This window comes from Caedibacter taeniospiralis (assembly GCF_002803295.2).
Classification (GTDB): Bacteria; Pseudomonadota; Gammaproteobacteria; order Francisellales; family Francisellaceae; genus Caedibacter; species Caedibacter taeniospiralis.
Map to the genome: position 1 here is coordinate 42722 of NZ_PGGB02000008.1, position 14254 is coordinate 56975.

12 protein-coding genes, 2 tRNA genes and 1 pseudogene are annotated in these 14254 nt (G+C 41.6%); 3 read left to right on the plus strand and 12 right to left on the minus strand.

Going from position 1 to position 14254, the window contains the following annotated elements:
- Positions 1–43: 43 nt before the first annotated feature.
- From rimI to CU053_RS04390, 10 genes are all read right to left on the minus strand, one after another.
- Positions 44–520 carry a ribosomal protein S18-alanine N-acetyltransferase gene (rimI, locus tag CU053_RS04345; RefSeq protein ID WP_100550914.1) on the minus strand — a complete coding sequence of 159 codons (477 nt, stop codon included), beginning with the start codon at positions 518–520 and terminating at the stop codon, positions 44–46.
- Complete coding sequence (locus tag CU053_RS04350) at positions 492–911, minus strand: hypothetical protein (RefSeq protein WP_100550915.1); 420 nt, start codon at positions 909–911, stop codon at positions 492–494. Before CU053_RS04350 ends, rimI begins: the two co-directional genes overlap by 29 nt.
- A gap of 6 nt (positions 912–917) precedes the next feature.
- Positions 918–1238 carry a DUF4404 family protein gene (locus CU053_RS04355; RefSeq protein ID WP_158107001.1) on the minus strand — a complete coding sequence of 107 codons (321 nt, stop codon included), beginning with the start codon at positions 1236–1238 and terminating at the stop codon, positions 918–920.
- Between the two features lie 70 nt (positions 1239–1308).
- Positions 1309–2286 (minus strand): glutaminase A, encoded by a 978-nt coding sequence (gene glsA, locus CU053_RS04360; RefSeq protein ID WP_199244210.1) that lies wholly within the window; start codon positions 2284–2286, stop codon positions 1309–1311.
- A gap of 105 nt (positions 2287–2391) precedes the next feature.
- Entirely contained in the window at positions 2392–2793 is a 402-nt protein-coding gene (gene crcB / locus CU053_RS04365) for a fluoride efflux transporter CrcB (protein ID WP_100550918.1), read from the minus strand.
- Positions 2794–2975: 182 nt separating this feature from the next.
- Positions 2976–3326 (minus strand): histidine triad nucleotide-binding protein, encoded by a 351-nt coding sequence (locus CU053_RS04370; protein WP_100550919.1) that lies wholly within the window; start codon positions 3324–3326, stop codon positions 2976–2978.
- A 4-nt stretch (positions 3327–3330) separates the two neighbouring features.
- Entirely contained in the window at positions 3331–4995 is a 1665-nt protein-coding gene (gene ubiB / locus CU053_RS04375; protein ID WP_100550920.1) for a ubiquinone biosynthesis regulatory protein kinase UbiB, read from the minus strand.
- Entirely contained in the window at positions 4988–5608 is a 621-nt protein-coding gene (locus tag CU053_RS04380; RefSeq protein ID WP_100550921.1) for an SCP2 sterol-binding domain-containing protein, read from the minus strand. Before CU053_RS04380 ends, ubiB begins: the two co-directional genes overlap by 8 nt.
- Positions 5609–5617: 9 nt before the next feature.
- Positions 5618–6385 carry a bifunctional demethylmenaquinone methyltransferase/2-methoxy-6-polyprenyl-1,4-benzoquinol methylase UbiE gene (gene ubiE, locus CU053_RS04385; protein WP_100550951.1) on the minus strand — a complete coding sequence of 256 codons (768 nt, stop codon included), beginning with the start codon at positions 6383–6385 and terminating at the stop codon, positions 5618–5620.
- 536 nt (positions 6386–6921) lie between these two features.
- Positions 6922–6998, minus strand: a tRNA-Met gene (locus CU053_RS04390).
- 361 nt (positions 6999–7359) lie between these two features.
- Between CU053_RS04390 and CU053_RS04395 the strand changes: the two genes are divergently transcribed.
- The 3 genes and pseudogenes from CU053_RS04395 (at position 7360) to CU053_RS04410 (ending at position 11354) form a co-directional block, all read left to right on the plus strand.
- Entirely contained in the window at positions 7360–8157 is a 798-nt protein-coding gene (locus CU053_RS04395) for a ProQ/FINO family protein (RefSeq protein WP_100550922.1), read from the plus strand.
- Between the two features lie 16 nt (positions 8158–8173).
- A pseudogene (locus tag CU053_RS06655) lies at positions 8174–11193 on the plus strand (FAD-binding and (Fe-S)-binding domain-containing protein).
- Positions 11194–11277: 84 nt separating this feature from the next.
- Positions 11278–11354 (plus strand) — tRNA-Arg (locus CU053_RS04410).
- A gap of 2 nt (positions 11355–11356) precedes the next feature.
- Here the strand turns inward: CU053_RS04410 and CU053_RS04415 are convergent.
- Both CU053_RS04415 and aspS read right to left on the minus strand, forming a co-directional pair.
- On the minus strand, positions 11357–12274 hold the full coding sequence (locus tag CU053_RS04415; RefSeq protein WP_100550925.1) for a S49 family peptidase: 918 nt from the start codon (positions 12272–12274) through the stop codon (positions 11357–11359).
- An 88-nt stretch (positions 12275–12362) separates the two neighbouring features.
- Positions 12363–14138 carry an aspartate--tRNA ligase gene (gene aspS / locus CU053_RS04420; protein WP_100550926.1) on the minus strand — a complete coding sequence of 592 codons (1776 nt, stop codon included), beginning with the start codon at positions 14136–14138 and terminating at the stop codon, positions 12363–12365.
- Positions 14139–14254 lie beyond the last annotated feature (116 nt).

The following is a 14254-nucleotide window of genomic DNA, read 5'->3' on the forward strand; positions in this document are numbered from 1 at the left end:
GTATATCCATCGTAAATCATTTTTCAGACTTAATTGCGGGTAACTAAAAATAGTGCGGTGAACTTTGCGTTTGCAAAGTTGCTTGAAGCACCATTGCATCTTCATGCTTATCACCAACGCGATAATAGTTTTTACGTATGGAAATCTGCTGAAAGCCATATTTTTTATAAATACTGATAGCAGGAATATTACTTACCCTTACTTCAAGAAAAAGTTTTTCAGTCTGTTTGTACGACAAATGATTCATTAAATAAGCTAACAGCCTCTGACCAAATCCTTGGTGTTGGTAGTGTTTTGCCACCGAAAAATTCAAGATTTCAGCTTCATCAAAAATGACGGATACAATCACAAACGCAATCAGGTGGTTATTTAAATCAAAAAGCCCCCACGTCTCCGTATGAGCGGAGAGAATACTGTCTTTCATTTGCGATGCCGACCATGGATATTCAAATACCTCACGCTCAATATCCATGATTTGTGGCAAATGATTTTCACTTAGGGGCAAAATCTGATACTGCATAGACACTCATCATCGTTTGTTTTTTAACCTCTGCACAATTTAACTTATCAATGTTGATTGCAAAGCTTCCTGCATGCGGGTTTTCATCGAGGAAGTTTGCCAAGTCCAAGCTTTCATCATAAAGAATTATTGTGTTTGAAGCGATCACTTTTTCCAGCGCTTTATCATTTACCTCTATATAGCACACATCCTTGCATGAAAACATAGCCTTTAGGAAGGTAGAAAGTAACGTTTCTTGAGATGCTAAGCACAAAATAACACATAGCTTATTTGTGTCGACCATATGTGCGTGGCTGACAAATTCAGCATTATTTTTCTTTTGCCGTTTTACCTGCCATTGCGTAATACTCAAATGCTGTAAAATCGCGTATTGTCTCTCTCCCTTGGTCATCAATGATTAAATTCCAATGCTTGATAATAAATTACAAATGGAACGCACAGCGTGCGTAACCCTGGGGTGGCTAGCTTCGTATTCGATTATTGCCTGTTCCAAATCACTAAAATCAGTCTCTTTGGGATCCTGCAATTTACTCACTTGGATTCTTTGCTTCACCAAGTCTGCGATTTCAATTGCTTGAGCCTTTTTTTCCTGAGGAAGACTCTCTAGTTCAGCTTGCAATTGATCTAGGAGATCGGATAGATTTTCTATATCGGAAAAATTAAGTTTATCTGAATTTTTGAGTATCGCTTTAATCTCAGTAATCGTATCTTTTGGCATACTTTGACTCCAGGTCCAACGGTTAGGTTGTTTCATTCTATGGGCAAAAGGGGGTGTTTGACAATTAGCTTCAAGGGAATAAATTAATTTTATTTGGACAACGCAAAATACTATCGTAATTATGCAGGTTATACTTCTCTACAAGACGCTTACAAACTTCAATTGCTCTTAATGAATTCCCATGCTTATCCAGTCTTGGAGAATAGATGGCAATACCCATCCTATCTGGCACAACTACGTAAATCCCCCCAGACACCCCACTTTTTGCAGGCAACCCGATTGAAAACGCCCATTCTCCCGAATAGTCATACATGCCGCAGGAATACATCAAAGATAAACAGTTTTTTGTCGTCTCAGGCTTAAAAACTTCTCTACGTGTCAATGGGCAACTTCCCGCATTGGCAAAACCTGCTGCAATAACTGAAAGAACCTCAGTATTTAACTCGATTGAACACGCCTGAAAATATAGATTAAGCGTCTGATGCAGATCGGTATTTTTAGGGAACGCATGATGTTCGCGCATGAAATAACCCAAAGCATAATTACGATCTGCCGTGTCCTTTTCTGAATTATATACCGCATTGTTAAAGGTGATCTTTTGACTATTACTCAACTCATGTAATGCTTTCATAATATGATTAAACTTACTCGCGGGATTCGCTTTGCGTTTGATCATGGAGCATGACATAATCGCTCCTGCATTAATCATTGGATTATGTGGCAACCCTTCGTCATTGAGTGTCAGCTCATTGAAGTTTTTTCCACTAGGTTCGCGACCCACATGCTTATGCACATGACTCAATCCATTTTCCTCCAACGCCAGTGCATACAGCACAGGCTTCACCATCGATTGCATGCAAAAGCGCGCCTTATAATCCCCCACACTAAACTGCTGACCATCTGTCGTGCATACAGAAATAGCAAACTGCTCAGGGTTCACTTTTTTAAGTTCTGGAATATAACTTGCCACTTTGCCACTTTTATTTAATTGCAGATCCTGGTAAATCTCTGCCAAATAGCCACAAAAATCCTTGAAGTTGACTGACATTATCACACGCATTTCTAATATTGAAAATGCACCTTATTCTACTTCAATATTTTTATTTTGAAAGCGCTGTTATGTTCTGTTAAACATTTTGCACCCCGAACAACATTATAGCGACGGTGAAAAACAGCGTTGAGTTAAATAGAACCCAATAGCAACAGCGATAAGTGAAATGACAACGCTCAGCACAATATAGCTCAACGCCTTTAACCATTCGCCTTTTTGCAGCAACATCAGCGTGTCTAAGCTGAAACTTGAAAAGGTGGTAAAACCACCCAAAAAACCTGTCACCACCAAGGCGCGCAAATGGTGCGTTGCCATGTTTAGAAAAAAACGCTCTTGCAACAAAAGGGCTGCCATGACCCCAATGAGCAGGCATCCGACCACATTGATAAATAAAATACCAAATGGGAAAGACCTGCCTAAGTATTTAGCCGCCAACTCAGCAACCCAGAAACGGCTGATTGAACCTAAACTACCACCTAGACCAACTAACAACACAGCTAACATAACGATTCTCCTTTAAGTTTTTTTAAAAAAACAGACGTCATCAATCTTAAAGGATGGTTTAAGCCAGAACGTTTAAGCTCAGCCTGGGAAGAACGTCATTTCCCCAGCGCAATGCTACCATAAAAATTTTATGCTACACAATCAATTCTTACAGTAAAAAAATGTGCATAACTCCAGTAATTTTAAACCTGATGCAGACCATCCTTTCTGATAAATCGTCCACCAAGAATATGATAGTGTAAATGAAAAATGGTTTGACCACCCGCTCTTCCTGTATTAATTAGCGTTTTAAAGCCAGCATTCAAACCTAATGTTTCCGCAAGTTTAGGAATGGCAAGATTGATCTTTCCAACAAGTTCTAAATCCTTTTCTTCAACATGGTTTAAGCTATCAATGTGTTTTTTGGGAACGACCAGCACGTGCGTTTCAGCAACTGGAAAGGCATCGTGAAAGGCTAGAATATCACTGTCTTCATAGACTTTCTGCGTGTTTATTTCACCTCTAATAATTTTACAAAAAATACAATCGCTCATTGTTCTAATCCTTTTGTTTTGAGATTAACGCATAAACTAATAGCACAACGCCAACGCTACCGACTATTCCATAATGTTTAGCAAGGAATCGGTGAAGGTCATTTAATAATTCATTATTGTAACCGTAAATAATACCAAGCACAGTTAGCGAAAGTCCAAGACCTACCAGCACGCCACGCTTTTTTGACTGTTTTGGAGTTTTAGGCTGATTCATTTGGTTATTATCTTCAAACCTGGCTTTTTTAGCTTTACTACTCAATAAATCAAACAACATCTCAGGGACATCAGGCAGGCGTTCACTTAAATCAGGAATGTTATCCATTGAACGCTTTGCAAAGCCTTTCCAGCCAACACGTGTTTTCATCCATTTCTCCAAAAATGGCTTGGCAGTTGCCCATAAATTTAGCTCAGGATAAAGCTCACGCCCCAATCCTTCTATGTTAAGTAGTGTTTTTTGTAGTAGCACTAATTGTGGTTGAACGCTCATATTAAAGCGTCTGGCAACTTGAAATAAACGCATTAGCGTGTAACCAAAAGAAATTTCAGCTAAAGGCTTCTCAAAAATAGGCTCACACACGGTGCGAATGGCAGATTCCAGTTCATCAGCACGGGTGGCATACGGGACCCAGCCAGATTCGATATGAAGCTCGGCAACTTTTTTATAATCACGATTAAAAAAAGCCAGAAAATTACCCGCAAGGTAATGCTGATCTTCACGCGTTAGCGTCCCAACGATGCCAAAATCAATCGAGATATATTTAGGATCTTGAGGATCAGTGGCATCAATAAAGATATTGCCTGGGTGCATGTCAGCATGGAAAAAACAGTCCCTGAAGACCTGGGTATAAAATATTTCAACACCACGCTCCGCCAAAAGCTTCAAGTCGGTATTAAGCAGTTTCAAAGTTTCAATATCCGAAACAGGAATACCTTTTATCTTCTCAATCGTCAGCAAATTATTGCGACAATATTGCCAGTATACTCCGGGGACATAATGGATATGACTATCCTTAAAGTTACGCTTAAGCTGCGAGGCATTGGCTGCTTCGCGCTGCAAATCAAGTTCATCTAACAGATTACGACTAATTTCTGCGACTACTTCCACAGGGCGCAAGCGCCTGGTTGCTGGGATATAGCGCTCTAGCATACGTGCAAGGGTTTTTAACAGTTCTGTGTCTTGAACCAGGATATTCTGGATATTGGGGCGTAGCACTTTAACAACCACTTCCTGACCGTTGGCTAGTGTTGCGCTATGCACCTGAGCAATGGACGCGGAAGCCAACGGATTTACATCAAAGCTCATAAATGCTTCACTAATGGGCTGCTTTAACGCTTTTTCAATAACCTTGACAGCATATTCGCCTGAAAATGGGGGTACTTTGTCCTGCAGTTTAGCCAATTCACTGGCTAAATCCTGTGGCAATAAATCGCGTCTTGTGGAGAGTGCCTGACCAAATTTAATAAAGATCGGACCTAAGGTTTCAAGAGCCAGACGCAAACGCGTGCCACGATCAAGTATATTGCGAGCAAACCAGTAATAAGGATTAAAGATCAGCGTTATTTTAAGTACGCGCAACAACGGAAGATTTGCCATCATAGTGGTGACATTATATTTGTTAAGCACATAACCGATGTAGATCAGGCGCCACCATTTTCTGATTTTATTCATGTTTGACACCTTGTGCTGTTAGGTAACGCTCAAGCCTGGCTGTAACACGCTCAACATCTTGTTTGAGTTGCTGGACATCGGTAAAAAAGTCTTCAAGCTCTTCCTTGCAAGGGATCAGTTCTTTCTCATATTGGAGGTATTCTCTTAATTCGATCGGGAATTGCGCTTTGCTGACAAGCCACCAATGCTTAATAGCATCAAACGGTTTGGATAACAATGAGCTTAATGTTGTTGTTTGCCCCTGCGTGAGCGTGAACATGAGATCAGGATGAATTGCCTTAAAAAAATCACGATATGCTTCAAGTACATACATATCGCCTTCAAATGATGCCTCCGCTTTTTGAATATAGCGCTGTGGACTGGCACTCAACGCCATAGCGATTAAAACACCTGAATCAGCGGAGAGTATATTTGTCTGATGTGTGCCATCCGCTACATCAAAGATTAAATTATCTGCGGTGGGGATTAAGCAAAAGCGCATTGCAAAATCATTTAACTGAATCGTCAATGTCCTTTGTTTCAGGCGATCCAGCAGATAGGATTTTTGAGGATCTAAACTCAGAATTTTGTCGAGCAGGAAATTGATAGATTTCACGATCATAAGCTCTTTCATACGATCACCTTAATATTTTACGCCCATATGAAGGGCGACAACACCCCCTGTCATGTTTTGATATTCAACTTTGTCAAAACCAGCTCTTAGCATCATTTGCTTCAAAATTTCCTGGTCTGGATGTTTGCGAATGGACTCTGCCAGATAGCGATAACTATCAGCATCTTGTGCTATGAGTTGTCCCATAAAGGGTAATATTTTAAAGGAATATTGATCGTAAATCTCGCTTAATAATGGCATTATTGGCTTTGAAAATTCGAGCACCAGGAGTCGTCCACCTGGTTTTAATACGCGATACATCGAGGCAAGTGCTGCATCTTTATCCGTAACATTTCTAAGCCCAAATGAAATCGTAATGCAATCAAAGGTATTCTCAGCAAAGGGTAGACATTCAGCATTGGCCTGAACATATTCGATATTGCCAATGCAACCGCGATTAGTCAGCTTCTCACGCCCAACGTCCAGCATAGAAGCATTAATGTCACTCAAAATAACCGTGCCCTGCTCTCCCACTTTTTGGGTAAATTGATAAGCCAGATCCCCTGTGCCACCTGCGAGATCCAGGATTTTCTGTCCAGGTTTAACTCCTGCCTTTTGAATAGTGATTTTTTTCCACAAACGATGAATGCCAAAAGACATCAGATCGTTCATGATGTCGTATTTTGCCGCCACAGAATGAAACACTTCGGCAACTCTTTGCTGCTTATCTGCCCATTTAACTTCTTCAAAGCCAAAATGCGTGATTTTTTCTGAGTTATCTTGTAATCGTTTGTCCATAAATAGATTGATAGGGAAATGCTGTTGCCAGCCAGTATAACGTGAAAGCCTTAGTGAAACTACTGATGCGTTCGTCTTTATGCACAATACGGGCTGTGACTCAGCAATCCCGCCTGTTGCGCCAACTAGGTTCTGTGAACCAAAAAACCACATGAACCGAAGTTAGATTAATTTAGTTAAAAAATGATTTGAAAAATTGCAATCCTTAAGTCGACCCAAATTTAACTGTGATGGGAAAAACAACAAAAGGATTGCAGAACGGATTATGACATAAGTGAGTACGCTTGGGAAGAGATTTATATGTTTTTAACAACCGTAAAAGGTATAACATTGCAGAAGTGGCGAGTCACTACGAATCTTTATAGAAGGCGTTTACTTCGTTTTATGGTCATTGGAGAACAGTTCATAAAGTTTTTAAGCATTCGGCAGAACTGGGTATTTGGGAGGAACTAAAGGAAAGTGTTAGCGACGTACAACGATTTCCCACTTGCTTGAATTTAAAATTCTGAAACACTTGCCAGAAAAGACCTCGAGAGTGGTAGCTACGACTGGACTTGAACCAGTGACCCCAGCATTATGAATGCTGTGCTCTAACCAACTGAGCTACGTAGCCACAATAGGGACGAATTATTGGCAAGATTACATTTGTTGTCAATATTTTTTTTCCAGTTTTATCGACACTGTAAATACTGTATCTTGCTTCAGAATATTAATCCTCCTCGTGTGAGGATAGCACCGACCACTCTTACCGATATGGTTGAGTACATTACTCACTCCAGGTCCTTTTTATCTCCCTGATAAGACATTGCCGCCAAAAGTGGTCAATAGGTACTGATTTTTGCCTGAATTGTGTCTATAATGTCCGCCTTATTGCTGCAGCACTATGGATTGATTAGCCCGCTCAAGGCTATTTAGATCGGTAAAACCACGCAGTCGATGGCACCAAGTATAAACTTAACGTAGGAACATTTTAAATGTCTGATGGTAGAAATAAGCTCAATGATTTTTCATTATTAAAGTCGTTGGTTGGGAGCAAAAGCATAAAAGACAAAACAGATCGTTTACGTAAAGCACATGCGGAAAAACGTAATGAAACTGATGAAAAAAAACTGGCAAGTTCCGCTCCAAGACCGGGTGCGCGAGCTCAGCCAGTACATCAAACAAGACAGGAGCGCGTTAATCAACAAAAAACACCTTTCCGCATGCCACAATATGGTCAAAAGCAGCATGAAGAGCTTACTATTGAGATGCCTGACATTGAACAACAAGATGAAATTATCGTCGAAATCGATTTGCAAAAGGAACTTTATAAAGAGGAACAGCGCTTATTTAAATGGTTATGCCTGCGCTTCCCTAAGTGCTTTAATCCCAAGGATAAACACCCCTTAAAAATCGGCATCAGTGAGGACATCGAGGTTATCTATTACAATGAACACTTTGCCCCAGTTGACCAGTATATTCTGAAAAAAGTGATCAAACGCTATGTTGGCGATACCCGCTATCAACGCTCAGTACTTGAGCATAAGCAAAGGTTCAATCTCTATGGAAAACCCGTAGAAAGCTTTAGTGATGAGCATGTTGCTTATGCAAAACAGCGTTTGGATGAGATTGCAGAAAAAGCTTATCTACGTTCGCAAGGCATCGATATTAAAACCTACTATCAGCAAAAGCATGCACAAGAAAAGCCAGAAAATACAGAGGCTGATAATGCTCCCATCTTAAGAGATTCCAATATTGAACCTCCTTTAAACGACAATAATTCTATCCGTTAAACTCATCATCCTCGACATGTTGCCCATACTCGATAAATTCTCAACCCAATACGCAATCTCTGAGCAGTTTGCCAAAGAGTTAGCCGATACTGAGTTTAACGGCGATATTCACAATGATTACGCCACGAGAATCACTAGCTCCATCGACAACAGCATTTATCAAGTTGTGCCCGAACTGGTTATTTTCCCCAAAAGCCACCTCGATATTGAAAAGATTTTTCGTCTTGCCGCTACTGAGCCCTTTCGAAGCCTGAAATTTAGTGCCCGCGGCGCGGGCACGGGCACTAATGGTCAATCCTTGACTACAGGAATTATCATTGATACCAGTCGTTATATGAATAATGTTGTGGAAATCAATCTTGAGAATAATTATGTTATTGTCGAGCCTGGGGTGGTCTTAGATCAGCTCAATGAAATTCTTGCTCCTCATCATGTGTTTTTTGCGCCCAACCTATCCCCTGGTAATCGCGCCACAATCGGAGGCATGACCAGCACCGATGCCTGCGGCAAAGGTTCGCGGATTTATGGGCGCACCAGTGAACACCTGCTTGAGCTTGAGTGCGTTTTGAGTGATGGTGAACGAGTATCCTTTGAAGAAATAAGCGCCTTAAATCTAAATAAGTTAATTGCCAGTTGTACGCAACGAAACTCACTCCTGGCACATATCTACCAGGTAGTTGATAGTGAAATTATTCAAAAGTACGACAAAATTAAGGCTCAATTCCCCAAGTTAGACAGGTTTATGACAGGTTATAATCTGGCAAAATGTTATGATCCCATCCTGCAGAAAATCAACATTAATCATCTAGTCTCTGGTGCTGAAGGAACTCTGGCTTTTATCACCCGGTTAAAACTGAAGCTAACCCCTATTCCTCACCACAAAATTCTATTTGTGATCAGCTACAGTGACTTTGATCAAGCGCTGCGCGATGCTAAGAGTCTATTGAGTCTTAATCCTGCCGCGATTGAAACCATTGATGATAATATCTTAAAGCTCGCTAAAGAGGACGAAATTTATCCACAAATTCGCCCGATGCTGGAAACCCATGCCAATCATGAAATCGCCGCCATCAATCTCGTTGAGTTTATTGCACACAATGAGGACGAGCTCAGTAAATCCAGCATCATTGCCCAACAACATTTTAAAGCGTATAACCGCCTTTTTCATTTAGCCTCCGACAAGGATGAAATGGCTATCCTGTGGGAGCTTAGAAAAAAAGGGGTTGGACTCTTAGGTGCCATGAAAGGTAATCGAAAACCCATCCCCTTTATGGAGGATACAGCGGTTCCTCCTGAGAACCTGGCTGATTATATTATTGAATTAAGAGCCTTACTTGATAGTTATAATCTACGCTATGGCATGTTTGGACATGTTGATGTTGGTTGCCTGCATATGCGCCCTGCCTTAGATATGAATGATCCCAAAGATCAGGCACTGGTAGTAAAACTGACCAAAGAAGTCAATGACCTGGTAAAAAAATATGCTGGAGTCTATTGGTCAGAGCACGGAAAAGGCTTTAGAAGTGAGTACGTCAAAGACTATTTTGGCGAAGAGTTGCACATCTCCTTACAGAAAATTAAAGGAGCCTTTGATCCTGACAATAAGCTAAATCCAGGAAAAATTGTTGTCCCCTTTCAAAGCGAGGATCAATTAGTGAGGGTAAATGGTCCATTTAGAGGCCTCCAGGACGCCAAGGTCAATCCACAGACGCAGGCGATGTTTTCTGGTGCATTCGATTGTAATGGCAATGCTGCCTGTTTGAACTACCACCCAGATCAAGTCATGTGCCCATCTGCTAAAGTTTCACACAACTGGGTGTACTCACCCAAGGGAAGGGGCGCAGCGCGCTCTTACGTGAATGGTTAATACAACTTGCTGAAAAAAACCATCAGCCCCAACCTCTCACCAAAACACCACTTGGCACCAGGAGTAAAATAAATACCAGCGATTTCTCTTATGAGGTCTACCAGTCACTTGATAAATGCCTTGGCTGCAAAGCATGCGCCACCGCTTGCCCTATTAAAGTTGATATTCCCGCGATGAAGCCCCTATTCTTAGCCGAGTATCACAAACGTTACCAACGCCCCTTAAAAGACTATGCAATAAAGTACGTTGAGAAAACTGCCAAATGGCAAACTTTGTTTCCTCATTTTATGAACTCACTACAGTCCACGGCTTTTGTAAAAACATGGGTTCAAAACAAGCTCAAACTGATGGACGCCCCGCTACTCTCCAAGGAAACGCTCAAAGCAGGGCTTAAGAAACGCAATGCCCCAAAGTTTAGCTTTGCTGATTTGCGCACTAAGTGCCAGAGTAATGACACACAGAAAGTCGTCTGCATCGTTCAAGATGCGTTTACGAGTTTCTATGATGCTGAAGTTGTGCTAGCGGTATACGATCTACTTACCAGGCTTGGCTTCCATGTTTATGTGTTGCCTTTTTATGAAAATGGTAAAGCAGCACACGTTAAAGGTTTTCTACCTTATTTCCAAAAGAAAGCAGCACACGCCACCGCTTTTTATAATAAAATTGCACATTTACAAGTTCCATTAGTAGGTATTGATCCTAGCATGACACTGGTCTATCGCGATGAATATAAAACCATGTTGAAAGATGAGGTTAAATTTAAAGTTGAACTGCTTCAAGAGTGGCTGGTCAAGCAGCTACCGCTGATAAATCTTCCTGCCAGAGATGCTACTGAGAGTGAAGTCATTTCTCTGTTTGCACATTGTTCTGAGCGTTCACTGGCAGCTGTATCAATGATCCACTGGCAAAAAATATTTAAAGCCTTTGGCGTAAAACTTTCCATTGAAAAAGTTGGTTGTTGCGGCATGGCGGGCACTTTTGGTCACGAAACAGACAATCTTGAGTTATCCAAAAAAATTTATGCGTCCAGCTGGCAAAAAAAGTTCGATGTCAACAATACAGATAAGACACACCTTGCCACTGGATTCTCATGCCGCTGCCAGGTTAAGCGCTTTAGTAATAAGCAGCTATTGCATCCAGCGCAATTGCTTGTGAAACTATTGAATTAATCTGCGTGAATATTCATTGAATTTGTATCATACCCCTGGATTTTAATGCTATTTTTTGTTAATTTCACACACCTGTGAGTCTTTGCACCCGTAGCTCAGCTGGATAGAGCGTTGGCCTCCGGAGCCAAAGGTCGGACGTTCAAATCGTCTCGGGTGCGCCATCTCACTGCAACTTCATGCCACTGGCTTGTGCTGCTTGATAGACAACTTCCGTGCCAAGTTTTTGACTAAGCTGGTCCAGTAAATTAAGTGGTTTAGTATAGTCAACTACTTCCATGTTGTTAAATTTCTCACGTTGCAAGCTGTCAACAGAGCCAAAGCCATCGATCAAACCATACTTTTTAGCCTGCATGCCAGAGAAAGGCACCCCAGAGAAAATTTTATCGTCTGCTTTGTTATCCAATCTCTCACCTCTTCCTGCTTTGACTGCATCGATAAAGACCTGATGCGTTTCAGACAGCATAGCTTCCATCTCTGCAACCTGTGAGGCACTTTGCGGTTCAAATGGATCTAAAAACCCTTTGTCTTTACCTGCCGTATAAAGCCTCCTTTCAACACCAATTTTCTTAAGTAACTCGACAAAGCCAAAGCCTCCCGCACGAACTCCAATCGAACCTGTGATCGTCATTTTATTGGCATAAATATCTTTTGCTCCTGAAGCGATATAGTAGCCACCTGATGCGCAAACATCCACACACACCGCATAAAGCGGAGTGCTCGGATACTTATTCTGTAAAAAGCGCATATGCTCGTATATATCATCAGATTGTACAGGCGAACCACCTGGACTATTGATTTGCATAATGACTGCTTTGGTATTTTTATCCTTGAACGCTGCATCCAGGCTCGCATTAATCCGCTGTGCATTGGCATTACTATCATCAGCAATAATCCCATCCACCTTAATTAAGGCTATATGATCATTGGTCACGTCTGTTTTACTGCTAAACTCGCTAAATAGCAATCCAATAATGGCGATAGCAACAGCCAACCAGCAAAAGCGCCAAAATATGCGCCAGCGACGCGCTCGGCGCTGTTCCAGAATATAAGCATCTGCAATACGCTTTAAATGTTTCGACATAAAAAATTCCTTATTGTGAAGAGATTGTTGGAGTTATTACACACGGGTGGCTTATGGTAGAGGAAATAAGAAAAAAATGCAGCAGGATTTACGCTTTGTTACCTAAAACAGTTTGAATGGCCAGCTCCTTAAGCTGTGCACTGGAAACTTCTGCAGGTGCTTCAGTCATCAAACAGCTTGCGGTTTGCGTTTTGGGGAAGGCGATAACATCGCGAATATTGGTTGTGTGTGTAATGAGCATCGTTAAGCGATCTAAACCAAACGCAATACCGCCATGAACGGGTGCTCCATATTGCAGGGCATCCAATAAGAAACTGAATTTTTCTTTGGCTTCTTCTTCAGTAATGCCTAGTAGACCAAATACCATTTGCTGCATTTTCTGATCATGAATGCGTATTGAGCCACCACCTACTTCATAACCATTAATTACCATATCATACGCCCGCGATAAGGCGTTCTCTGGATAAGCTTTTAGCGCATCTACCGAATCTACTTTGGGTGCGGTAAATGGATGATGCAAAGCATAATACCTGCCATCGGCTTCTTCAAACATCGGAAAATCAATCACCCAAAGTGGCGCCCACGCCTTAGTGTAAAGTTTCAAATCCTCACCGATTTTCACTCTAAGCGCACCCATTGAGTCGTTGACAACGTTGACCTTTCCTGCCCCAAAGAAAATAATATCGCCATCATTGGCACCCGTAATCTCCAGCACTTGCGATAATGCGGCTTCTGAAAGATTCTTCACAATCGGCGATTGCAAACCCTCTCTGCCTTGAGACTTGTCATTGACTTTGATATACGCCAAGCCCTTGGCCCCATAAATACCAACAAAGTTAGCGTAATCATCGAGCATTTTGCGTGTCAACAGTGCATTGCCATCGGGCAAGCGCATTGCGATGACCCGAGACTTATCATCATTTGCAGGAATCGAGAATACTTTAAAATCCTCATTTTTCATAATGCTTTTCACATCAACGAAATAAAGCGGGATACGTAAATCAGGTTTATCTGAACCATATTTACCCATCGCCTCGGCGTAAGTGATGACGGGTAAACTTTGAGGAAAATCCACGTTTGCCACCTGCTTGAATAACGCATGGATCATTTTTTCCATAATCGACATAAGCCTTTCTTCATCAATAAATGATGCTTCAATATCAATCTGGGTAAACTCAGGCTGTCTGTCAGCGCGCAGATCTTCATCGCGAAAACATTTGACGATCTGATAATAGCGATCAAATCCTGAAATCATAAGTAACTGTTTGAATAACTGTGGAGATTGCGGGAGAGCATAAAACTTACCGTGATGATTTCTACTTGGCACCAGATAGTCGCGCGCGCCCTCGGGCGTTGCCTTGGTGAGAAAAGGTGTTTCAATATCTAAAAATCCATGCTCATCCAGGTAGCGACGAACAAATTGTGAAATGCGCGCACGCTGCATCAGACGGTTTTGAATCTCAGGGCGACGTAAATCAATATAACGATACTTCAACCGCACATCTTCACCAACATGTTGATGCTCATCCAGCTGAAAGGGGATTGTTTTTGCCTGATTGATCAGTATCAAATCCTGACCGATAATCTCTATTTTACCGCTTGTCAGATTTGAGTTTTCCTGACCTTCCGGGCGCATTTTAACAAGTCCTTTGGCCTTAATAACGTATTCATGACGCACATGATCCGCTAATTTAAACACTTCCTGATTTTCTGGCTCATAAACCAGCTGAACCAGACCCGTTCGATCACGAATATCCAGGAAAATCACCCCCCCATGATCTCGACGCCTATGCACCCACCCGCAAATTTCGACGATTTGACCGACAAGAGTTTCATTAACTTCTGAGCTGTAATGACTACGCATTTTTATCCTTTGATCCTTAAATATTTTCTTTTGGTTTTTCAAGCAACGCCTGCCTACCTTACTGGAGTTAATCTTGGGAGAACGAATGGCAGCAAGTGACGATCAGATTTGCCTAA